The 23055-nt window shown below is 31.5% G+C and carries 18 protein-coding genes and 2 tRNA genes; 6 read left to right on the forward strand and 14 right to left on the reverse strand.

From position 1 onward, the window contains the following. Nucleotides 1-16: 16 nt before the first annotated feature. On the reverse strand, nt 17-1270 hold the full coding sequence (locus ACYU7A_RS13815) for a sensor histidine kinase (protein WP_460577458.1): 1254 nt from the start codon (nt 1268-1270) through the stop codon (nt 17-19). Between the two features lie 176 nt (nt 1271-1446). Between ACYU7A_RS13815 and ACYU7A_RS13820 the strand changes: the two genes are divergently transcribed. Continuing rightward, complete coding sequence (locus ACYU7A_RS13820; RefSeq protein ID WP_460577460.1) at nt 1447-1860, forward strand: DUF1573 domain-containing protein; 414 nt, start codon at nt 1447-1449, stop codon at nt 1858-1860. Nucleotides 1861-1943: 83 nt separating this feature from the next. On the opposite strand, the gene ACYU7A_RS13825 is transcribed toward ACYU7A_RS13820, so the two are convergent. The 4 genes from ACYU7A_RS13825 to ACYU7A_RS13840 all read right to left on the reverse strand — a co-directional run bounded on the left by ACYU7A_RS13825 (nt 1944) and on the right by ACYU7A_RS13840 (nt 6479). Continuing rightward, nucleotides 1944-2432 carry a hypothetical protein gene (locus ACYU7A_RS13825; protein WP_460577462.1) on the reverse strand — a complete coding sequence of 163 codons (489 nt, stop codon included), beginning with the start codon at nt 2430-2432 and terminating at the stop codon, nt 1944-1946. A 44-nt stretch (nt 2433-2476) separates the two neighbouring features. Then, nucleotides 2477-3778, reverse strand: coding sequence for a 30S ribosomal protein S12 methylthiotransferase RimO (gene rimO, locus ACYU7A_RS13830; protein WP_344816178.1), 1302 nt, complete (start codon nt 3776-3778; stop codon nt 2477-2479). Between the two features lie 137 nt (nt 3779-3915). Further along, entirely contained in the window at nt 3916-5433 is a 1518-nt protein-coding gene (locus ACYU7A_RS13835; protein ID WP_460577464.1) for an OmpP1/FadL family transporter, read from the reverse strand. 23 nt (nt 5434-5456) lie between these two features. After that, nucleotides 5457-6479, reverse strand: a complete 1023-nt coding sequence (locus ACYU7A_RS13840) for a hypothetical protein (RefSeq protein ID WP_460577465.1) — start codon at nt 6477-6479, stop codon at nt 5457-5459. 100 nt (nt 6480-6579) lie between these two features. On the opposite strand from ACYU7A_RS13840, the gene proS reads away from it, so the two are divergent. From proS to rpsT, 4 genes are all read left to right on the forward strand, one after another. Continuing rightward, complete coding sequence (gene proS, locus ACYU7A_RS13845; RefSeq protein ID WP_460577467.1) at nt 6580-8058, forward strand: proline--tRNA ligase; 1479 nt, start codon at nt 6580-6582, stop codon at nt 8056-8058. Nucleotides 8059-8142: 84 nt separating this feature from the next. Next, a tRNA-Glu gene (locus tag ACYU7A_RS13850) sits at nt 8143-8214 on the forward strand. A 44-nt stretch (nt 8215-8258) separates the two neighbouring features. Beyond that, nucleotides 8259-8330: transfer RNA gene (locus ACYU7A_RS13855), tRNA-Glu, on the forward strand. 156 nt (nt 8331-8486) lie between these two features. After that, nucleotides 8487-8738, forward strand: coding sequence for a 30S ribosomal protein S20 (rpsT, locus tag ACYU7A_RS13860; protein ID WP_298303183.1), 252 nt, complete (start codon nt 8487-8489; stop codon nt 8736-8738). A 49-nt stretch (nt 8739-8787) separates the two neighbouring features. Here rpsT and ACYU7A_RS13865 read toward each other — a convergent pair whose 3' ends face one another. Then, on the reverse strand, nt 8788-9201 hold the full coding sequence (locus ACYU7A_RS13865) for a response regulator (protein WP_460577469.1): 414 nt from the start codon (nt 9199-9201) through the stop codon (nt 8788-8790). Further along, a complete protein-coding gene (locus ACYU7A_RS13870; RefSeq protein ID WP_460577471.1) occupies nt 9194-10753 on the reverse strand; it encodes a PAS domain-containing protein in 1560 nt (519 codons plus the stop codon). Before ACYU7A_RS13870 ends, ACYU7A_RS13865 begins: the two co-directional genes overlap by 8 nt. Nucleotides 10754-11077: 324 nt before the next feature. Here ACYU7A_RS13870 and typA point away from each other — a divergent pair, with 324 nt between their 5' ends. Continuing rightward, on the forward strand, nt 11078-12874 hold the full coding sequence (gene typA, locus ACYU7A_RS13875; protein ID WP_344816172.1) for a translational GTPase TypA: 1797 nt from the start codon (nt 11078-11080) through the stop codon (nt 12872-12874). Nucleotides 12875-12945: 71 nt separating this feature from the next. Here the strand turns inward: typA and ACYU7A_RS13880 are convergent, their stop codons facing one another. The 7 genes from ACYU7A_RS13880 to ACYU7A_RS13910 form a co-directional block, all read right to left on the reverse strand. Further along, on the reverse strand, nt 12946-18048 hold the full coding sequence (locus ACYU7A_RS13880) for a T9SS type B sorting domain-containing protein (RefSeq protein ID WP_460577473.1): 5103 nt from the start codon (nt 18046-18048) through the stop codon (nt 12946-12948). A 68-nt stretch (nt 18049-18116) separates the two neighbouring features. After that, nucleotides 18117-18956, reverse strand: a complete 840-nt coding sequence (locus tag ACYU7A_RS13885) for an ABC transporter permease (RefSeq protein ID WP_460577475.1) — start codon at nt 18954-18956, stop codon at nt 18117-18119. A gap of 11 nt (nt 18957-18967) precedes the next feature. After that, on the reverse strand, nt 18968-19861 hold the full coding sequence (locus ACYU7A_RS13890; protein WP_460577477.1) for an ABC transporter ATP-binding protein: 894 nt from the start codon (nt 19859-19861) through the stop codon (nt 18968-18970). A 120-nt stretch (nt 19862-19981) separates the two neighbouring features. Next, the gene (gene tpiA, locus ACYU7A_RS13895) at nt 19982-20737 is read right to left on the reverse strand and encodes a triose-phosphate isomerase (RefSeq protein WP_460577479.1); all 756 of its coding nucleotides are present in this window, start codon (nt 20735-20737) and stop codon (nt 19982-19984) included. Continuing rightward, nucleotides 20737-21240: a TlpA family protein disulfide reductase gene (locus ACYU7A_RS13900; RefSeq protein ID WP_460577481.1), complete on the reverse strand. Its 504-nt coding sequence runs from the start codon at nt 21238-21240 to the stop codon at nt 20737-20739. Before ACYU7A_RS13900 ends, tpiA begins: the two co-directional genes overlap by 1 nt. A gap of 18 nt (nt 21241-21258) precedes the next feature. Beyond that, nucleotides 21259-22383, reverse strand: a complete 1125-nt coding sequence (locus ACYU7A_RS13905; protein ID WP_460577483.1) for a MauE/DoxX family redox-associated membrane protein — start codon at nt 22381-22383, stop codon at nt 21259-21261. 56 nt (nt 22384-22439) lie between these two features. Beyond that, entirely contained in the window at nt 22440-22982 is a 543-nt protein-coding gene (locus ACYU7A_RS13910; RefSeq protein ID WP_345095565.1) for a DUF1599 domain-containing protein, read from the reverse strand. Nucleotides 22983-23055: the final 73 nt, after the last annotated feature.

The raw sequence follows: 23055 nt of genomic DNA on the forward strand, positions 1-23055 counted from the left end.
TGAATTATTTACTTAGTTATTTAGGTATTTCAATTGAAATTGTGATTCCTTTATCGTCATTATTACTGGCGAAAATTTTCCAATTATGTTGGGTACAGATTTTCTTTACGTAGTACAAACCAAGTCCGAAACCATTCACTTCGTTGCTTTTTGTACTCGGAATTCTGTAAAATTTATCAAAGATAAAATTTAAATTTTTATTAGAAACGCCAATTCCATTATCTGAAAAATCCAATTTGATTTTGTTTTTATCTTCTAAAATATCAATCAAAATCGTTGGGTTTTCATCACAATATTTTATAGAATTATCTAAAAGATTGTAAACGATGTTGGTAAAATGAAATTCATCTGCATTGATTTTTGTAGTTTCATCTGCATTAATTTTTACGGATAAATTAGGATGTTTTAATTGCATGTTTTCAATTACATCTTTTATTATCGGTACCACTAGAATTTCTTTTTTATTCATCGTCATAGGAGCATTATCCGACTTGGCAATGTTTAAAATTTGCTCAATATGACTGTTTAGCTTTTTACTTTGATTGATGATAATCTCGGTGTATTTTTCGAGTTTAGTATCTTTTTGAATGACTTCTTGTTTATTCAAATAGGTTGAAGCGAGTAGGATGGAGGATAGCGGAGTCTTAAACTCGTGCGTCATATTATTGATAAAATCGCGTTGCAATTCAGAGTATTTCTTTTGTTGGATAATGGTGTAAATGGAATATACGTAAACCAATAAAATGATAATTAATGCAATGGAAAGCACAAACCAAAAACGCAAAGAGCTCAACAAATAACTAGTTTCGTCAGGAAAACGAATGGCGAAATAATAGACCAAGTTTTCGTGTTTAGGAAAATAAACCGATTTTTGAATCGCTTTTTTATCTCCAAAAGAAACGTAATTGCCATAAACCATTTCGTCACTTTGACAATTGTACATGGCATATTCAAAATCGGTGTTGATATTGAATTTAGTGAATTCCGATTTTAAATAATGTTCTAAAATATCGGGTTGAAAATCGTTTTCTACATTAACAATATAATAATCATTAGCAATTTTCTTAATCGGATTTTGTATTGGAAGCTCACTATTTGTTCCTTGGTAAAGTTTTTTAACTACTTCTAAAAGAGCAATATGAGTGCGTTGAGAGAATTTTTTTTCTTCTAAGTTGAAGGCTTCTTTTGTCCATAGTAATTGTGCTATCAATATTCCAATTGTAGCAACTAATCCGAGAACGATTATTATGTTGAGGTTTTTAGTTTTCAATATTGATGTGTTTCAAAAGGTAATATTACTAAAAAAAAGCACCAACTTTTTTCAGTTAACAAGTCATTAACAAACATTTGAAATCGATTAACAGAAGTAAAATAGTTGTTGACTTATCTTTGTATTGTTCATTTATAGTGGACTTTAAAACAAAACAAATTTAAACAAATAAAAATATGAAAATTTTAAAAATTTCAATGTTAGCTTTGACTTTAGGATTAATGTCATTTACAGTAATTTCTAAAGAAGAAACTCCAACAGTAAAAACTTCGGAAGCAGGTTCTATTGCTTGGAAAAGCGAAACTATCGACGTAGGACAAATTCCTCAAGGAACACCAAAATTGATTGAATTTCAATTTAAAAATACAAGTACTAAAGCAGTTATTATTACAAATGTAAAACCTGCATGTGGTTGTACTGCTGCAGATTATACTAAAGAATCTATTGCGCCAGGAAAAACAGGATATGTAAAAGCTACCTATAATGCTGCAGCTGCTGGTTCATTTACAAAAACTGTTACCGTTACAACAAGTGCTGATGTTAATCCGAAAGTTTTAACTTTTAAAGGTACTGTTGTAGCAAAATCATAATTGATTATAAGGTTGGTTAATAACGCGAAAAACTCCTAAACTTGATTGTTTAGGAGTTTTTTATTTGTTTTTTATTTGAGTTTTTATCTCAATCGTTTGTCTTTCAGTTTGTCTAATTTATCTCTTCGGTTTTCGATAAACTTTTTGTACTTTTCTTTTTGCTCAGCATTCAAAAAAGTATTTATTGTGGTATCTGTTTTTTCGGAGATTGCTTCAATTTCTTTGGCTTTATCTTCGTCAGATAGTTCTTCGTTTTTTACAACAGCAAATATTTTTTTTGTACTTGTTTCAATTTCTTTGCGGATGACTATAATTTGAAGTTCATCTAATTTTAACTCTGTTTTTAAAGCTTCAACAGATTTTTCAATGTTTTCTGCTCTTTCTTTTTCTATTTCTTCAGGACTTTTTTCATAGCGACCAAAATTATTGGTGTTTTGGATACTTTGTTGGTTTCTTGTACCCATTCCATTATTCATTCCGTTATTCATTCCATTCCCACCAAATTGAGCTGATGCTAATGTTATAGAACCTAATAGTAAACTTGTTGTAAAAACTGATTTTAATGTTTTCATTATCAAATTGTTTAGAAAATCAAATTTAGAAAAAATATTTCAAATTATACAGGTTCACCATATAAATCATATTCTGTCGCTTCAATGATTTTTACATTTACAAATTCTCCAGTTTTAACATAGAATTTTGCTGCATCAATAAGAACTTCATTATCTACATCTGGACTATCAAATTCGGTTCTGCCAACAAAATGTTCACCTTCTTTTCTGTCGATAATACATTTAAATGTTTGACCTACTTTTTCTTGATTCAAATCCCATGAAATTTGTGATTGTAAATCCATTATTTCTTGTGCACGAGCTTTTTTTACTTCTTCAGGAACATCATCTTCGAGAACAAACGCACCAGTATTTTCTTCGTGAGAGTAGGTAAAGCAACCCAAGCGTTCAAATTTCATTTCTTGAACCCAATCTCTCATGATTTCAAAATCCTCTTGAGTTTCTCCAGGATAACCAACAATTAAAGTAGTTCTAATCGTCATTCCAGGAACGGCTTCACGAAAATCTTTTAATAATTTGGTAGTCTTTTCTTTTGTTGTACCACGTTTCATAGATTTTAAAATCTTATCAGAAATATGCTGCAACGGAATATCAATATAATTACAGATTTTTGGTTCGCGTTTCATCAATTCCAATACATCCATCGGAAAACCAGTAGGGAAGGCATAATGCAAACGAATCCATTCAATTCCTTCTACTTTCACAAGGTTTTCAAGTAATTCGGCAAGATTACGTTTTTTGTATAAATCCAAACCATAATAGGTTAAATCTTGTGCAATTAGAATCAATTCTTTTACGCCATTTTTTGCTAAACCTTCAGCTTCTTTAACCAATTTTTCAATAGATTGTGAAACGTGTTTGCCTCGCATAATTGGAATGGCACAAAAACTACAAGGTCTATCACAACCTTCAGCAATTTTTAAATAGGCATAGTTTTTTGGTGTTGTTGTAAGTCGTTCACCAAGTAATTCGTGCTTGTAATCAGCACCAAGCGCTTTCAATAAAAGAGGTAATTCTGTAGTGCCAAAATATTGATCAACATTCGGGATTTCCTTTTCTAAATCAGGACGGTAGCGTTCAGACAAACATCCGGTAACGAATACTTTATCTACAATTCCGCGTTCTTTTTTATCGGCATATTCTAAGATGGTATTTACAGATTCTGCCTTAGCATTATCAATAAATCCACAGGTGTTTATTACTACAATATTTCCTTCTTGTTCATGCACAACATCTTTGCCACTAGCTTTCAATTGTCCCATTAAAACCTCACTATCGTAAGTGTTTTTAGAACATCCTAGTGTAATGACATTGATTTTATTTTTCTTTAACGATTTGGTTCTCATACCTTAATTTAATTGGAGTGCAAAATTACAATAATTAATTTGAAGTTGTTTCAGAAACTATGAATTTCCTTCTAAGCTTAATGCATAAAAAAAAACCATCCGAAAACGAATGGTTTCTTTAAATGTTTTTGATGAGATTACAACTCAAATATTAAAGTAAGAGTTACATTATCTGTTATATTTTCAATTCTTGCTGGATCAACAAGTCCTTGCGAGAAGAATTGTAAATTGTAATTTCTTTTAGTATGAGCGTAAGCTAAGTCTACTTTGGTTGAACCAAAATTATATCCTAATCCACCAGAGTAACCTGTTAAATCGCCAATGGCATTACCATTTTTGTAAGGACTTTGTTCCCAACGGTAACCACCTCTTAAACTCCATTTTTTGATTTTGTATTCTGTACCCAATCTAACTTCACTTGAGGTAGTTAACAAGTTTCTCATTGATCTGTTTTCATTAGGAAAATCGTTTTGAGGTCTATATTCCATGTTGCTATAATCTTTCATAGAATAATCAAGACTAATCAACCCTTTTTTTCCAAAGATATAAGCAAAACTTCCTGTCCATTTTCCTGGAGTTTGTAATTTATAAGGTTGAAAAATCATAGTAACGTTTGGATCTGTAACTTGAGTTGAATACAAAGTATTATCTTGAGCTGGATTCAATCCATAACCCGAAGTTACAACTTGTTGAGATAATTCATCGTTAAGTTTGTACCATGTTGGAGATTCATAAGCTAAACCTAATCTTACTTCTTTAGTTGGTTTGAAAATAGTTCCAATATTGAAAGAGAAACCAGTTCCGTAAGTATAAAGTTGGTTGTTAAAACGAACTCTATCTACTGTAGAACCAATAGTGTATTTTGGATTGTCATTGGCTTCAAAAAAACTTGTTGATTGTTTGTAATCAATAAAGTGGGAGTTTAAATTAATTCCAAATGAGAATTTATCTTTATACTGAGTAGAAGCATTGAAAGTAAGTTTTCCATTATATCCAGTACTTTCTATTGCGTTTTCTTGGTAATAGTTGCCACCTCCAGCGATGTTAGTATAATAGTCTACATTGTTTGGATCTGCACTATTGTTTGGATCAATTATGTATGAATTATAACCAAGGTAAGCTTGTTGTTCGTTAAAATACAATTCGTCAAAATAGAAGTTGTTTAAGTTTCCAAAAGGAACTCCGTTAGCGTAACTCAAAAAGTATTTATCAATAGAATTTACTCTATTTGTTCCAGAAGAAAATAAAGAATTATCTAAATTTCTAGCATTTTCATAATTTACAGCTACTGCAAATTTCTTCCAATCGCTTTTGGCACTTCCATTTTCAAATATAAAAACGGCTCCAGCTTGATTTAAATCGAACGAGTTGTTGTTTTCTGATGTTTTATTTCCAAAATAGTTTGAGTTATTTTTTATATTAAAATTACTTAATGTCAAACTCACTTGATTGTTAGCAAATATCACAGAACCTGCTGGGTTTACATTGAGTGATGAAAAATCACCACCTAGAGCTCCAAAAGCTCCACCCATTGCCCTAAAACGAGCTGTTCCGTTCAAATCAGTTTGACCATAACGCAAAGCATCATTAATATCTTGTGCTTGAATTGATGAGATAGCTAATGTTGCTATCGCAATTGCAAATATCTTTTTCATAAAATTTTTGTTTTGATTGATGATTATCTTCTACCTCCGCCAGACGATCTACCTCCACCGCCTCCACCACCGAAGCTACCACCTCCGCTGCTACTTGGACTTGGAGAATAAGATCTAGGACTATCATAACTTCTAGTGTTCGTGTTCGTTCTTACAGGAGTAGTCGTTGTAGGTCTAACGGTGTTGTTATCAGTTCTTGTAGGGCTACTAGTTGGTCTTACACCACCTGTTTGATAATCATTTCTAGTCGTATTTGGATTTCTAACAGTAGTATTAGTAGGTCTTATACCGCCAGTTTGATAATCACTTCTTGTAGTATTTGGATTTCTTACAGAAGAATTAGTAGGTCTAACTCCTCCAAAATTTGAATTTCTTGTATTTCCTAAATTAGAAACTCTTCTGTTTCCTAAAGGACTGTTCATATTGTTATTGTAATTTGAATTTCTTCTTCCGTTAGAATAGGCATAGTTATTTCCATTCCAACCATTGTTCCAACCCCAACCATTGCCATACCAACCGTTGCCATACCAACCATTATTCCATCCCCATCCTGGGCCATACCAATTGTTCCATCCCCAACCCCAGTTAGGTCCGTACCATGAGTTCCAACCCCAACCCCATCCATTTCCATACCATCCATTGTTCCATCCCCATCCGGTGTTCCATCCCCAATTATTCCATCCCCAACCATTGTCATAAACATTGATGGTGATATTTTCAGGATTGTTTGAACCCCAACTAGCATAGTTTACATTGGTTTGAGTATCATTTTTAGCAACTGTATCGTTGTAAGACGAATAAGTTTCTACATCCGTAAAAACTTCTTGACTTTCTTGATTTAATGAACTGAAGTACTCTTTATAATAAGCACTATTAGCTTTTGATTCCTCAGTTTGTTTAGGTTTGTTGTCTGTTGAACCATAAATACCATCATTATCGTAATAAGAGGTGTTTTGGTATGAGCCACAAGAAGTTGCAATCAATGCAAAAAGCCCAAATACAGAATAAATGGAGATTTTTTTGGTAAAAAAATAATTTGTTTTCATATCTATAGCATTTTTATTGTTGGACAATACAAAAATAGTTAGTTTTGCCGAACTATTTAGTTAAAATAAGTTAAACAATTTTTATGCCAAACTATTCATTATGAGTAAGAACTTAACAAAAAGAGAAGAGGATTATTCCAAATGGTATAACGAACTTGTGGTTAAAGCAGATTTAGCGGAGAACTCAGGTGTAAGAGGTTGTATGGTAATTAAGCCATACGGTTATGCAATATGGGAAAAAATGCAAGCAGAATTAGACAGAATGTTTAAAGAAACAGGACATAGTAATGCCTATTTTCCTTTATTTGTTCCCAAGAGTATGTTTGAAGCTGAAGAAAAAAATGCTGAAGGTTTTGCTAAAGAATGTGCCATTGTGACGCATTATCGTTTAAAAAATGATGAAACACGTCCAGGTAAATTAATGGTAGACCCAAATGCTAAATTGGAAGAAGAATTAATTGTTCGTCCCACAAGTGAAGCTATCATTTGGTCTACTTATAAAGGATGGGTTCAATCCTATAGAGATTTACCTTTGCTAATTAATCAATGGGCAAATGTGGTTCGTTGGGAGATGAGAACGCGTTTGTTTTTAAGAACTGCTGAGTTTTTGTGGCAAGAAGGTCACACAGCTCATGCTACCAAGGCAGAAGCTATTGAAGAGTCTGAAAAAATGATGAATGTTTATGCAGATTTTGCAGAAAATTTCATGGCTATTCCTGTAATTAAAGGATTAAAAACTGAGACAGAACGTTTTGCCGGTGCTGAAGAGACTTATTGTATTGAAGCACTTATGCAAGATGGTAAGGCACTTCAAGCAGGAACTTCACATTTCTTAGGGCAAAATTTCGCAAAAGCTTTTGATGTTAAATATGCTAATCAAGAAGGAAAGCAAGAATATGTTTGGGGAACATCTTGGGGTGTATCAACACGTTTAATGGGAGCATTAGTTATGACTCATTCTGACGATAATGGATTGGTTTTGCCTCCAAATTTAGCTCCTATACAAGTTGTTATTGTTCCAATCTTTAAAACTGATGAAGAGTTTGAAAAAATATCTGAAGTTGTAAATGGTTTGATGGCTCAATTCAAAAAATTGAATATTTCTATCAAATATGATAATAGAACTACTCAAAAACCAGGATTCAAATTTGCAGAATGGGAATTAAAAGGAGTTCCAGTAAGGATAGCGGTTGGACCGAAAGATCTTGAAAACGGAACTTTTGAGGTGGCAAGAAGAGATACACTAACTAAAGAAGTAGTTTCTAAAGAAGAAATTGTTGCTTATGTAAGTGATTTGTTAGATACAATTCAAAAAGATTTATTCCAAAAAGCAATAGATTACAGAACTGCTCATATAACAGAGGTGAATTCTTTCGAAGAATTTAAAGAAGTATTAGAAAATAAAGGAGGTTTTATTTCGGCTCATTGGGATGGAACACAAGAAACAGAAGAAAAAATTAAAGATTTGACTAAAGCTACCATCAGATGTATCCCATTAGATAGAGTAGAAGAGGATGGAAAATGTATTTTTTCTGGAGCTAAATCTACTGGTAGAGTGTTGTTTGCAAAAGCATATTAAAAAATAATTAAAAAAAGTGCTTACTACTATTGCGTGAATTAAAAATAGTTGTATTTTTGCACTCGCATTACAAAATAATGTAATGGCCCGTTCGTCTATCGGTTAGGACGCATGGTTTTCATCCATGTAAGAGGGGTTCGATTCCCCTACGGGCTACAAGTTCAGTTTACTGAAAATAAAGATTAACGAAGGATGATATTGGCCCGTTCGTCTATCGGTTAGGACGCATGGTTTTCATCCATGTAAGAGGGGTTCGATTCCCCTACGGGCTACAAAATTAGTTGTAAATAAGTTTTGTAAAATAATAATTGGTGTCTCTGTTATTATTTTATTAGTTAAAACCAAAGTGACTTTAAATTAAGTTGTGGGAGGTTTTTCTTTTTTAACTAGTAGTTTATAACAATTATTACAATTAAAAAAAGGAAAAAATGGCAAATCATAAGTCAGCTTTAAAAAGAATCAGAAGTAACGAAAAGAAAAGAGTGTTAAATAGATATCAGCACAAAACTACTCGTAATGCAATAAAAGCATTAAGATTAGCTACTGATAAATCTGACGCATCTTCAAAATTATCTAGTGTAATCTCTATGATTGATAGACTAGCTAAGAAAAACATTATTCATGACAACAAAGCGTCAAACTTAAAATCTAAGTTAACTAAACATGTTGCAAAACTGTAATGTTTTAATTACGATAAAATAAAAAAGCTTCCAATTTGGAAGCTTTTTTTTATTGTTTATTGTTACTAAAATAGTATAGCATTTCTTTGGTAATAGGTTTGGATAGAAAATCGATGACCATTGAGTAAGATTTTGATTTTTCTATATCTCTAGGGTCAATAGTAGAGGATAATACAATTACTTTTAGTTCAGGGAAAAAGTCGTGATACTTGTTTTCGGAGAATATATCAAGAAATTCCCATCCTCCCATAATAGGCATATTTAAATCTAAAAACATTAGTTGAGGTAAGATAATGTTGTTATCTTCTTCTAAATTGTTTTTTAAGTTGTCAAAATATCTAAGTGCATCTTCACCATTGTGTGCTGTATCTATTTGTTTAGAAAAATCAGATTTTTCAATTACTTTTTTACACAGCATAAGTGTTATGGGATCGTCATCAACACATAATATTTTATTATACATCTTTATTGTTTTTAAAAATTATTGTGAAAGTAGTTCCAACTCCAACTGTGCTATCAATACTAATAGTGCCTCCCATTGATTCTACTTGAGATTTTACTAAGTACAAGCCTAATCCTTTGCTATCTGGATAGTCATGAAATCTTTGGTATAATCCAAATACTTTATCTTTATTTCTTTCTAAATCAATTCCAATTCCGTTATCTTTGAATGTGATAATTGTTTCATTTCCCACTTTTTTTGAAGCGATTGAAATTTTTAATTGTCTAATTGGATCGCAATAACGTAACGAATTTGACATCAAATTTAATAAAATACTTTCAATGTAAGATTTGTTTAAGTAAACTATTTGATCCTTATTTAAATCCATTTTGATAATTGGTTTTTTCACTCCAATTAAAAAACTTAATTGATTAAAAACATTTTCAAATACATCCTTAATGACAATACCTTCTTTTTGAATTGATGGACTATCTTTGATGATAATCACATTTACTAAATCATTTATGGTTTCATTAAGTTGGTGTGTAGATTTAGAAAAACCACTAATGATTTCTTTTAATTCTTGATTTTCTATAGGAATATCCTCAACTAGATTTAATAGTCCAGTTAGATTAGATAGTGGAGCTCTAAGATTATGCGAAGTTATATATGAAAACTGTTTCAGATCTTTGTTGTTTTGTGTAAGTTCGCTAATAAGATGTTCACGTTCTTTTTCACGTTCTTTTTCGACTGAAATATCTCTTTGTATTGAAATCCAATGAGAATGTTGGTTGTCTTTGTTAGTAATAGGAATCATTGTAAGATTAACCCAATATTGCTCGCCGTTTTTTCTTTTATTTAATGCTTCAAAAGTAAATTCTTCTTTCTTTTTGATGACTTCGGCTAATTTTTTTATATCATTCCTAACACTAAATTTATTCATCAAAATAGTAGCATTTTTTCCAATTACTTCTTTTGATTTATATCCTGTCATTTTTGAAAATGCAGGATTGACAAAAACAATTTTTGGTAGTTCTTTTTCTGTATTGCTCGTTTCAGTAATAATTACGGTGTCTTTTGTTTGAGTAATAACAGTTTCTAATAGTTTTAATCTTTGTTCCTCTTCTTTTTGCTTGGTGATATCTTGAATAGCACCTATCATACGAATAACATTTCTGTCATCATCCATTACTAAAAAGCCTCTATCGAAAACGTATTTATAAGTTCCATCGGCACACATGAATCTATAATAATCTTGCCATTTTTCAGTTTTCTGTTCAATGAATGAATAAAGCTTTACCGACATTTTTAAGCTATCTTCGGGATGAATTTTCTCAAACCACCATTGAAGGTTTTCTCCTACGTCTTCTTTTTTGTATCCAAAAACGCCTTGTATTCCTTTGTTCCAAATAAATCCACCCGTTTTAATATCCCAATCCCAAATAGTATCACTAGTTGCTTTTGCAACTATATCATATCTTTCATTTGATTCATAAAGGTCTTTGTTGATTCTTTTTAAGTTGGTAATAGAATCATTAATTTTTTTATCATTTGTCTTAAAAATTATTATCAAAGCTATTGGTGAGCAAATAATAATAAATATAAAAATATAAAGACTGTAAAATAATTGATCATTAACAGAAATGAAGTTTACAATATAGTAGTGGCTTATTAAAGCCAAGATGAGGATGATTAGGAAATAAATTACTATACTTTTGTAAAAAAAACTTTTCATTACTCAAAAATAAAAAAAAAATAATGAAACCATCTTTTTTATTAAAAAAATAATCATTTTTTTAATGATTCAAGTAATAATAGTTATTAAAATGTAAACTCTTGTAAGCAAGGTTTTTTATATCAAAATAAAGTGTACCTTTGCACATTCTAAAAAAATCAGATGGAATCTATCAGAAACATTGCAATTATTGCCCACGTTGACCACGGTAAGACTACTTTGGTTGACAAAATTATGTATCATTGTCAACTTTTTCGCGAAAATGAAAACACAGGTGACTTAATTCTTGATAACAACGATTTAGAGCGTGAAAGAGGTATCACTATTACTTCTAAAAACGTTTCTGTTTCGTATAAAGGAACAAAAATCAACATTATTGATACTCCAGGTCACGCCGATTTTGGTGGTGAAGTAGAACGTGTATTGAATATGGCTGACGGAGTTTGTCTTTTAGTAGACGCATTTGAAGGTCCTATGCCTCAAACTCGTTTCGTGTTGCAAAAAGCTATTGACTTAGGATTAAAACCATGTGTGGTTATTAATAAAGTTGATAAAGAAAATTGTACACCTGAAGAAGTGCATGAAAAAGTTTTTGATTTAATGTTTGAATTGGGTGCAGAAGAATGGCAGTTGGATTTTCCTACGGTTTATGGTTCAGCTAAAAACAATTGGATGTCTGATCATTGGGAAAATATGACAGATAATATTGAGCCTTTATTAGATATGGTTGTAGAACATGTTCCTGCGCCAAAGGTTTCTGAAGGTACACCACAAATGTTAATTACTTCTTTAGATTTCTCTTCATTTACAGGTCGTATTGCGATTGGTAGATTAGAAAGAGGTGTATTGAAAGAAGGTATGCCAATTTCTTTAGTAAAAAGAGATGGTTCTGTAATGAAATCGAGAATTAAAGAACTACATACTTTTGAAGGTTTAGGTCGTAAAAAAGTACAAGAAGTTATAGCTGGTGATATTTGTGCAATTGTTGGTGTTGAAGGTTTTGAAATTGGTGATACTATTGCAGATTTTGAAAATCCAGAGGCTTTACAAACTATTGCCATTGATGAGCCAACAATGAGTATGTTGTTTACCATTAACGATTCGCCTTTCTTTGGTAAAGAAGGGAAGTTTGTTACTTCAAGACACATTAGAGATAGATTGACAAAAGAGTTAGAGAAAAACCTTGCAATGCGTATGGGTGAAACTGATTCTGCTGATAAATTTATGGTTTTTGGTCGTGGAGTTCTTCACTTATCGGTTCTTATTGAAACAATGAGAAGAGAAGGTTACGAATTACAAATAGGTCAACCACAAGTTATTATCAAAGAAATTGATGGTAAAAAATGTGAGCCTATTGAAGAATTAACAATCGATTTACCTGAAAATCTTTCAGGAAGAGCTGTTGAATTTGTTTCTATCCGTAAAGGTGAAATGCTTTCGATGGAAGGTAAAGGTGAGCGTATGATTGTTAAATTTAATATTCCATCACGTGGAATTATTGGTTTGAGAAATCAATTACTTACTGCAACTGCTGGTGAAGCAATTATGTCACATCGTTACATAGGTTATGAGCCATTCAAAGGAGAGATTCCAGGAAGAAACAATGGTTCGTTAATCTCTATGGAAAACGGAAAAGCAATTCCTTATTCTATCGATAAATTGCAAGATCGTGGTAAATTTTTCGTTAATCCAAATGATGAAATTTACGAAGGTCAAGTTATTGGAGAAAATTCTCGTAGTGATGATATGTGTATTAACGTAACAAAAGCTAAGAAACAATCTAACGTTCGTTCTTCTGGAAATGATGAAAAAGCTAGAATTATTCCACCAATTATTTTCTCATTAGAGGAAGCTTTAGAATACATTCAAAAAGATGAATATGTTGAGGTTACACCAAAAACTATTCGTTTGAGAAAAATTTATTTAACTGAAAATGATAGAAAAAGATTTAAAATCTAATTCGTCAAACTAAAATAAATGAAAAACCATCAGTGAAAGCTGATGGTTTTTTTATGGAGTTAATTTTATGATTATCTTTTAAGAGCGAAGTGTCCTTTTGTATTTCTACCATCATCAAAAGTAATATTATACCAATAATCATCAGATGGTGCTAAATTACCATTATAAGTTCCGTCCCAACCTTGACCAATTGCCGATATTTGTTTTACTAGTTTGCCATATCGATCATAAATGTGGATTATAGAGTTAGCATAGAATTGCTCATTTGCTCCTTTAATATTCCAGGTGTCGTTAAAACCATCTCCATTTGGAGTAAAATATTGAGGAACTCCTAAAACAGAAATTAATTGTTCTGAAATACCACAACCATTCAAATCTTTTACATAAATCGTATGGAATCCCATTGGTACATTGTTAAAAATATTTGAATCTTGATAAGGTCCATAAGGTTCTTGAATACTATATACATAATCCCCATTTCCAGAAACAATAACTTCTACAGAGTTGTTTTCTGCTAAATCAATAATATTAATATTGTCGATTGTTGCAATTACAGAAGTGGTAACTTCAATTGTTCTCGTTTTTGGACAACCTAATGAATTAGTAACAACAACTGAATAGGTACCACCAGTATTAACAGTTATTGAATAATTTGTCTCACCTGCAAGTAAATTCCCTTCTAAATACCATTGATATGTATAAGCGCTAATTGGTGTTGCATCTGTAATTCCAGCATCTAATGTTACTGTGAAAGTTGGAAGATTTGTACAGACAAGTTGGTTTGCCCAACCATTTTGATTGATATCAATATTTGGAGTTGGATTTACAATAAAATTTAAAATTGTTGAAACAGGACAACTAGGATTTAATGGATTTGTTAATGTTAAGGTTACATTTTGAGTTCCAGTTGTAAAAGTTGGCGGTAAATTATTCAGAATTACTGTACCATCTTGAAGTGTAAAAGATATATCAAAACCAGTTTGTCCTTGCAAAATTGTTGGAAGTATGTTTGTTGTGTCAAAATTTAATAACCCATCTTGGTCGGCAGGATCAGTTTCGTCATCACAAGAAGTTAATTGATTAGGTGATAGTGAAAATATTTGTGGTAAATCATCAACTATAAACTGAATTGTTTTTTCGTAATAACATGGACCATCTGTTGCTAATGAAGGATTATTAGTTAATCTTACTGTAATAGTTTGAGAAGTATTTACAGAAAAAGGATTTGTCATAGCAAATGGAACTCCTAAATTATCATAGTAGGTTACATCAATATTTGTCTGCCCTTGAAGAATATCGTTTTCAAGATTGGTGGTATCGAATCCGTAAATTCCATCATGGTCATCATCACAATGACGAATAACATTGTTTACCCCAACTGTATTGAAAACAGGAGTTGGTTCAACGATAACATTAAAAGTTTTGAAACCATAACATCCATTATTGATATTGCTGTCAACACGAACCCAAATGGTTTGTGAATTTGGATAGCCAATATTTCTATAATTTGAAATATTTGTTATAGCTAATGAATTACCATTACTATCATTTTCAGCATTAAAATCGGCTTGATTTTTATAAAATTTAATAGTGAAATCTGAAGTTGGAGTAGGTAGTTGAGCTAAAGTGTTATTGTAAATTTGCGTAAAGTCAAATGTTGCAATTCCATCGTATTCGTTATTTGTAGCATTAATATAATCATCACATTTTACTTGATTAGGAATAATAAAACTAGCTGGTAATTGTGGTGTAGACACTATCAAATCTAATCTTGCAACACTGAAACAGTTATTTGCATTTTGAACTCTTACCCACACGGATGTATTAGCTGTTGTAAATGCTGTAGGGCTTGAAATTAAAAATGCAGTATCATTGGTTTGACCAGCAGTTTGATTTGTGAAAAAAGTAAAAGTTTCAATGCCTGAATTAGTAGAAATAAACGTATTTTTTTCGGTTAAATTGAAGGTAGAAATACCGTCAGTATTATCATCACATTGAATTAATGATAATGGAGAAACCACAACAGGTAATGCATAAATTGATAACGAAGCGTCACCAGAAATCAGTCCGCAAGAGTTTCCTATTCTGTTTAGTATTACTCTATACTTGTATCCGGCCATTGACATTGTGATGTTATTTACAGCTAAAATATCAGTAGTAGCTCCAGCATAATTTGTATTGTTTGTAATATTTGTCCAAGTCAAACCATTATCTGATGATACTTGCCATTGATAAGTGGTTATTGACGTTGAAGTTGTTAACGTAAATGTTGTTCCTTGTAATTCACAAGAAAATTGATTGGCTGGTTGTGTTGTTATTACAATTGGGGCAGGTATGAAAAAATTAGAATTTGGGTTAACATAACCGGTTCCACTAGTTACAACACCATTGTTTGGATTTACAGTTGGAGGAGTTGTAGTTCCTAAAATTCCATCATTGTTTCCATCTAAATATCCAGCTTCAATTACATCATCACAACCATCTCCATCACTATCTAAATCTAAGTAATTGTTTAATAAATCAGTGTCAGTATTAGCGATACTATTTGCTATAATTCCACTATCTGGAGTGGTTTCTAAAGAGTTTAACCAACCGTTGATACCAAAATTTGCACCATCAATCATTCCATTAGAATTGGCATCGGTTAAAGTATATCCAGATTCATTTAAATCATAAATTCCATCATTGTCAGAATCTAGGTCAAGATAATCTACTATGCCATCATTATCAAAATCAACTGGTGTTAATCCGGTGTTGTAAGCATCATCAATTCCGTCATTATTAGCATCAATATTTGATACAGCAACAAAAGAAGCGCCTTGTACTTCTATATAATCAGGAATTCCATCATTATCACTATCATAATCAAATTGGTCATAAATGCCATCACCATCATAGTCTTTTGGTACGCAAGTTGCAATTATTTTGAATGTTGATTTATTAGGTAAAGCATCAGATAAATTTCTATGAGAAAAACTTATTGAAGTTACTTGACTGGCCATGAATTTAAATGTTCCAGTTCCTGCAGCTAATGGTGTTGTACTGTTTACTCTAAATCTAATTTCGAATGAAGAATACTCTGTAACACCGCTTTCAAAAATTCCATCATAGTTGGTATCAATTAATAATTGATTCGTTGGATTTAAAACGGTTATTGTTTTATTTATTGGCGAATTAATAATAAACTCAGCATTAGCATCTAATAAATCAGTTGAATTTGCTGTTGCAACATATTCTATGGCTAATGATATAGGTTGAGGAAATGTAAGTTGGTATTTAATGGTATTAGTTTTTCCTGGTGGAATATCTGTTACAAAACTTCCATCTGCATTTCCAACAAAAGGAGTTGGACTTGCTGTTGTTGAAGTTGAAATTGCTCCTGTAAATGAATTTGAATAAGTTCCTACCGCTACTGATCCTGCTATTGGATTTACTAACGAAACATTTTGATTTCCAAATGATTCGTTACAATTTGTAATTCCATCACCATCATAATCTTGATCAATGTTATCGTTAGAGCTATCACTATCTGAGTTAGTTGCGCATGTACTTACAGGTATTTCGTCTGAAAATAAATCGATTCCACATTCTGTTAATGTTGCTTTTACTTTATAATATCCAGGTTGAAGAGGAGTATATGAACTCGAAGTTGCACCAGTAATTGCAACACCATTGAAATACCATTGAAATACATCAAAACCACTTAATGAACTTATTTCTAAATTCACATTAGGAATACAATTGGAATTACTTCCTGCAACTGGTTGAAAAACCACTTCGGGTTTGAAAGTAAAGCCTGAGTAAAATCCACCATAGGTTGCAGCACCACTCGAACCATAATAAGATAAATAAACTTGTTCAGAGGAGAATACGGATACATTGCCATTTAATCCCTCAAAAGTATAAGTTACATAATTTGCATTTCCTGTTACTACAAATGGTCCATTAACATTAATACTTCCTGGTAAACTTGTTAGTGTATAACTTGTTCCATTAATTATAAAGTTTAATGTAGCGCCAGTTTTAGTTACCAAACAAACCGTTCCTGCAAAATTGGAAAGATTTCCAACTTCATTGATGAAAGGAATATTATTGATAGTTTTTGGAGTTTGACAACTCAATGGAGGTAAAAAGTGCATGTTTTGATTGGCTTGACTATTAGATCCACCAATCCCTTGATAGGCAAAAACATTCTTTGAAGTATTAACATATAAATTTCCATTAGCAGAAAACTGAGAACCATCTAGAGCTAAATATTCTCCAGCATTTAAGTTAGCAATTGGTAAATTTATTCCGTTTGTAAATACTTCTGTGTTGTCTTCATGAGCAACAATTAAAGGTCTTTCGGTTACATCAACACCAGAACCTTTGATGAAAATATATTCTTGTCCAGTTCTTTCAGCAGATACAATTTGGTCAAAACCTAAATCTAAATTACTTGTAGAACCATTACTTCCTGCAAAAGAACCACAATTTACCGCAATTGGTTTATTGGAATTTATCAGCATTCCAATTAAGCCATCTCTATTTGGATCAGATGGACCTTTTACTGCAATAACATAACTATCACCGGCATTAAGAGTAACATTTGCAGGTGTATTTCCTGCCGCAGCATTATTTAATAATGTTACACCAGTTTTAATATCATCAAATGTGATAATTGTATTATTTTCTGTTGCTAATATAGAAGCAAAAGTGAAGTAGTTTTCGGTTGAAGTTGGCGCTCCGGTATTTATGAAACCACCAATTCTAAAGTTAGTACCTAAAGCAGCACTTCCTTTGGCAACAAGTCCACCAGCATGAAGATTACTCTGTGCTGTTAACCTTACAGTCACATAGATTAAATCTTGTGCTTGAACGATAAAACCTTTATTGTTTTTAACAACACTTACATCAATTTCATTTGTTAGAAGTTGAGTATCTGTTCCAAATCCAATTGAATATACATATGGAGTGTCTCTACTTACAGTTCCATTTATTGTAGTACCACCAATTTCTTGAATTTGAAAGTTGATTGGAACTAAACTTGGACTAGAAATATATAGATATTGGTTCAATGGCTCTACAGAATCTGTATGAGACAATGGTGGAATGTAATGCGTTTTGCTAAACTGCGCAAAACAATTAGCTGATAATAAAATAGTTAGTAAGTATAGTAAAACTCTCTTTTTCATTTGATAAAAATAGCAAATAAATTAGAGTTATTCTAAAGAACTTATATTTTTTAACATTCGTCGATAGGCTATAAATCTCTTCTTTTTAAAAGGTAATATGAGGATGAAATAAAAATTGCAGTCCAAGCTAATACTATAAGAATGGAATACCAATGTACATCATAATCTTTTAAGTTTGCTGCACCACCAATAGTTGTCTCAATATTTTTGATAACGGATAGTTTTGTAAATGGTTCGACTATAAGATTACTCATTGATTCTAAAGGTAAAAATTGAGTAATGTTTTTATCAAAATCACTATCTGGGAAAATTTTGAAATTCAAAATTCCAATAATTATTCCTTCAATTATATTCCATACGAATAAGAATCCTAATGCAAAAGCAGAGCGTTTTATTAAAATTCCAATAAATAAACAAAAAGAGAAAAATCCTGTTAGTTTTACAAAATAAGCTATAAGATATTCCATTTCAGAAAAAATTATTCCAACCTCATTGTAAGAAGAAAATGATAATCCAAGAATAAGTGAAAGAATAAATATGAATAATGTTGATACTCCAGCAAATACCACAACAGTTAAGAATTTTGATGTTACAAATTCTTTTTTACTCATTCCATCGATTAAGTTTTGTTTTAAAGTACCATAACTATATTCGTTTGCCATCATCGATACAATGACAACAGCAAGGAAGAATTTTAAAATAGCTGCAATGTAGGTGTTAAAGTGCCAAATGTATGGAAAATTGAAGATTCCTTGTTCGGCAATATGAAGTTGAAAATTACCAATATTAATTTTTATAGAGGCAATTAAAGCTATAAAAGTTAGCAAAATAAAATAACTTAAAGTTAAAATTTTACTTGCTTTATTTTTCCAGATTTTTTGTAATTCTATTAAGAGTAATCGTTTCATTTTTGTGTAGATTATTTGGCTGTTAATTGTAAAAATTGTGCTTCTAAACTGTTTTTGCGTTTAGCCAAGTGGTTTAAGTAAATTGATTTTTCAACCAAAAATTTATTTAATTCTGAAGAATCAATATTGGTGTTAGAATAAATCAAAACTTTACCTTCTTCTTCCTCAATTTTAGTAATATTTGGATGATTTTGAAGCGCAGTAATCAATGCTTTATTGTCATTGGCTTGAAGTTCGATAAAACCATTATTAGTAGACATTCCTTCTACAGTTCCAGAGTAAAGAATTTCTCCTTTTCTCAAAACCAATACATGCGAACAAACTTTTTCTACTTCATCCAAGAGGTGAGAAGCCAATAAAATTGTAGTTCCTTGTGAAGCAATTAATCTTATAATATCTCTAATTTGATGAATACCTTGAGGATCTAAACCATTGGTTGGTTCATCTAAAATAAGAATTTCTGGATCGTTTAGTAAAGCTGAAGCAATAGCCAAACGCTGTTTCATTCCAAGTGAGAAAGTGTTGAACTTACTGTCTTTTCTATCATACAAACCTACAACTTCAAGTTTTTCTTGTACTTTGTTGTAACTGATTCCTTTTATTTTGCAAACCAATTCTAGGTTTTCTTTAGCCGTCATGTATGGGTAAAAATTTGGACGTTCAATGATGGCACCAACTTTTTTCAAAGCTTCGTGTGTTTGCATTGTGCCTCCAAACCAAGAATACTCTCCTGAGGTTTTATTGACAACATTCAATACTATACCAAGAGTGGTAGATTTTCCACTTCCGTTTGGACCTAGAATGCCATAGACATTTCCTTTTTGAATTTCTAATGAAACGTTTTTAACAGCTTGTAATTTGCCATAACGTTTGTGAAGATTTTTGATGCTTAGAATCGTTTCCACAATAATTTGTTGTTTGGTTTAAGAGTAAGACGATGAATGTAAGAATTTGTTACTAAGTAATAAAAAAAATCCTCAACTGATTGAATTACAGTTGAGGATTTAAATTATTTTGATAAATTATTATCTTAATCCATTTACAATTCCAACGAAATCGTCTGCTTTTAGTGCAGCACCACCAATTAATCCTCCATCAACATCTGGTTTACCAAAAATTTCTTTTGCATTATCAGGTTTTACACTTCCTCCATAAAGGATTGAAACGTCTTCAGCGATATCGCTTCCAAAACGTTTGCGGATTGTTTCTCTGATGAATTCGTGCATTTCTTGAGCTTGTTCAGGTGAAGCAGTTTCACCAGTTCCTATTGCCCAAACTGGTTCGTAAGCTAAGATGATATTTTCCCAAGATTCATTGCTAATATGAAATAAACCATCACGTAATTGATTCTCAACAATATTAAAATGTTGATTGTCTTGACGGTCTTTTAATTCTTCTCCAAAGCAAAAAATTACTGTCATATTGTGTTTTAATGCTGTATCGACTTTGTAAGCCAATTGAGAATCGGTTTCATTGAAGTAAGCTCTTCTTTCAGAATGACCTAGAATAACAGTGTTTACTCCAATGCTCTGTAGCATATCTGCAGAAATTTCTCCAGTATATGCTCCATTTTCTGCTTGATGCATATTTTGTGCAGCTACCACAATATTTGTAAATTCTAAATGATCAGAAGCAGATGCCAAATTTACAAATGTTGGAGCAACAATAATTTGTGCTTCAATATCGTTTGGTAATTTATCAATAAGTTCATTTAATAAATCTTCAGTTTCTTCGGCATTTTTGTTCATTTTCCAATTGCCAGCAACGATTTTCTTTCTCATTATTCTAGTGTTTTTAAAGTAGCGTTAATTTTTTCAAAGTCGGTTTCAATAGCACGATACAATTCAATTTGACCTTTTTTATTGATAATCATGTATCTCGGAATCCAATCTAAATCTACTGATTTTCCAAAAGTACCTTTCATACCTTTTTCGTCATTAACCCAATAGTGTTCTCCTGCTAATTCGTGTTTTTCTATTCCAGCTTTCCATTTATCAAAAGTTTTATCTAAAGAAATGAAAATGTAAACTACGTTTGGATTACTAGCTTGCATCTCTTTTACTTTAGGCATTGCTTTTACACAATCACTGCACCAAGAAGCCCAAAATTCAATCACAATGGTTTTGCCTTTATGTTTTTTCAAAATTTCTTTGAAAGTAACTTCTTTAGATTCTGTATCTGTTAGTTTTCCTTTAAGAGCATCTTTAGAAAATTCTTTTTTTTGTGCATTACCACATGATACTGAAGTCATTACTATTGCTAATATTAATATTACTTTTTTCATTTTCAATTAATTATAAGTTTATAATTTTGGATGCGTTTTCTTAAGTTCTTCATATGATTGGTTCAAATATTTTTTCAAATCTTCGCCAACAAACTTATCGTCAGTTATTCCCCAATAGTATTTTATTTCGTTTCCATTCCAAAGATATTTTACACCTGGTGTATCTTTACCACTTCCTAGAGTATTCCAAAACGGAATGATTTCAATAATTTTATAAGGATAAGTTGCACCTGCTTCTTTGAAAAAAGCAGGAATTAAATCGGCTTCTTCATTCATAAAAATAATAGAAAGTGGCGGTAAACTTGCATCTTTCTTTCTCATTTCTGTCAGCTCTTTGGCCGCATCTCTACAATGGTCACAACCAGGAACAAAATAGCAAAGTAATTTTTTACCTTTATCTATACTTGGAAAAAGAGCAGCATTTCCTGATTTTACCTTTTTAGGTTCATTCAAGTTTTGAACTTCTACTTTTTTAGCGGTATCTTTTTTAACTTCATTAGTTAATTTTTCATTTTCCAAAGGATTTTGAAGCGTCATAGTTGTTGAATCTATGGTAGGTATTGAATTGTCAAAACCTTCTGTAGGTTCTTCAGTTTCAGAAACAGGAAGAGCAGTTGCAACAGGTTGAATAGGAGCTACCATATATATTCCTAAAATAGTAGCAAAAAGAACTGTTGTTAAAATCCAAAAGTTATGATTTGAAGTTTCTTTCGGAAGAATATAATACAAGTATCCAAGTAATCCAATAGCTACAATATTTTTGATAATGGCTTCAATTGGTGTCATCGGAATTAACTCACCAAAACAACCACAATTACCAGAATCTCCACCGCTCAAAAAAGTTACATAAGTTAAATGTCCAACAAAAACGGCTAAAAGTAAAATTGTCATTGGTACAATGAAACGTTTCAGCCAATGGTTTTGCAACAATAAAAATCCCATTGCCAATTCGATTCCAATAAGAGTTCTTGAAAAATAAGGTGCAACATGCTCAGAAAAACCTAAGGTATAAAGCTGTTTAACTTCAAATGTTGATATTGCAAAATAAGGTGAAGGATACATTTTGGCAACAGCTGAAACAATAAATAGTAACGAAACTATAATTCTAATTGACCAAGCTATGTATGATTTTTTTGTTTCCATAAAATATGTTTTTACAAAGGTAAAAAGGCTTTTAATTGTAAGTTGTTAACGATATGTTATTGTCCAAATTTCATTAAAATCAATGCAAATACCGAATAATTAATCATGTCTTGATAATTAGCATCAATACCTTCAGAAACCAACGTTTTTCCTTTGTTGTCTTCAATTTGTTTTACACGAAGTAATTTTTGTAAAATTAAATCAGTAAGTGAACTTACGCGCATTTCTCTCCAAGCTTCACCATAATCGTGGTTTTTGTCTTCCATCAATTGTTTGGTTAAAGCAATCTTTTCGTTGTATAATTTTACTGCTTGCTCGGTATTCAAATCTGGTTGGTCAACAACACCTAATTCTAATTGAATCAAAGCCATAATGCAATAATTGATGATGCCAATGAATTCACCAGTTTCATCTTCGTCTACTTTTCTAACTTCGTTTTCTTGAAGACTTCTTATGCGTTGTGCTTTTATAAAAATTTGATCGGTTAATGATGGCAAACGTAAAATGCGCCACGCACTTCCATAATCAGTCATTTTTTTACTAAACAAATCTCGGCAAATGCCAATTACTTTGTCGTATTCTTGTGAAGTATTCTTCATTAATGGTATCTTTGTATAATAATTTTTACTACTTACGATTCGAACCAAAGTGGTCTCGGGTCAAAAGTAAAGA

Source organism: Flavobacterium koreense, from assembly GCF_054776075.1.

What these genes read in the sequence shown, in the direction of transcription:
- rpsT (WP_298303183.1), top strand. Translation starts at nt 8,487, where the DNA reads ATGGCAAATCATAAGTCAGCTTTAAAAAGAATCAGAAGTAACGAAAAG.
- ACYU7A_RS13900 (WP_460577481.1), bottom strand. Translation starts at nt 21,240, where the DNA reads ATGAAAAAAGTAATATTAATATTAGCAATAGTAATGACTTCAGTATCA.
- ACYU7A_RS13820 (WP_460577460.1), top strand. Translation starts at nt 1,447, where the DNA reads ATGAAAATTTTAAAAATTTCAATGTTAGCTTTGACTTTAGGATTAATG.
- proS (WP_460577467.1), top strand. Translation starts at nt 6,580, where the DNA reads ATGAGTAAGAACTTAACAAAAAGAGAAGAGGATTATTCCAAATGGTAT.
- ACYU7A_RS13835 (WP_460577464.1), bottom strand. Translation starts at nt 5,433, where the DNA reads ATGAAAAAGATATTTGCAATTGCGATAGCAACATTAGCTATCTCATCA.
- ACYU7A_RS13840 (WP_460577465.1), bottom strand. Translation starts at nt 6,479, where the DNA reads ATGAAAACAAATTATTTTTTTACCAAAAAAATCTCCATTTATTCTGTA.
- typA (WP_344816172.1), top strand. Translation starts at nt 11,078, where the DNA reads ATGGAATCTATCAGAAACATTGCAATTATTGCCCACGTTGACCACGGT.
- ACYU7A_RS13880 (WP_460577473.1), bottom strand. Translation starts at nt 18,048, where the DNA reads ATGAAAAAGAGAGTTTTACTATACTTACTAACTATTTTATTATCAGCT.
- ACYU7A_RS13865 (WP_460577469.1), bottom strand. Translation starts at nt 9,201, where the DNA reads ATGTATAATAAAATATTATGTGTTGATGACGATCCCATAACACTTATG.
- ACYU7A_RS13885 (WP_460577475.1), bottom strand. Translation starts at nt 18,956, where the DNA reads ATGAAACGATTACTCTTAATAGAATTACAAAAAATCTGGAAAAATAAA.
- rimO (WP_344816178.1), bottom strand. Translation starts at nt 3,778, where the DNA reads ATGAGAACCAAATCGTTAAAGAAAAATAAAATCAATGTCATTACACTA.
- ACYU7A_RS13825 (WP_460577462.1), bottom strand. Translation starts at nt 2,432, where the DNA reads ATGAAAACATTAAAATCAGTTTTTACAACAAGTTTACTATTAGGTTCT.
- ACYU7A_RS13910 (WP_345095565.1), bottom strand. Translation starts at nt 22,982, where the DNA reads ATGAAGAATACTTCACAAGAATACGACAAAGTAATTGGCATTTGCCGA.
- ACYU7A_RS13905 (WP_460577483.1), bottom strand. Translation starts at nt 22,383, where the DNA reads ATGGAAACAAAAAAATCATACATAGCTTGGTCAATTAGAATTATAGTT.
- tpiA (WP_460577479.1), bottom strand. Translation starts at nt 20,737, where the DNA reads ATGAGAAAGAAAATCGTTGCTGGCAATTGGAAAATGAACAAAAATGCC.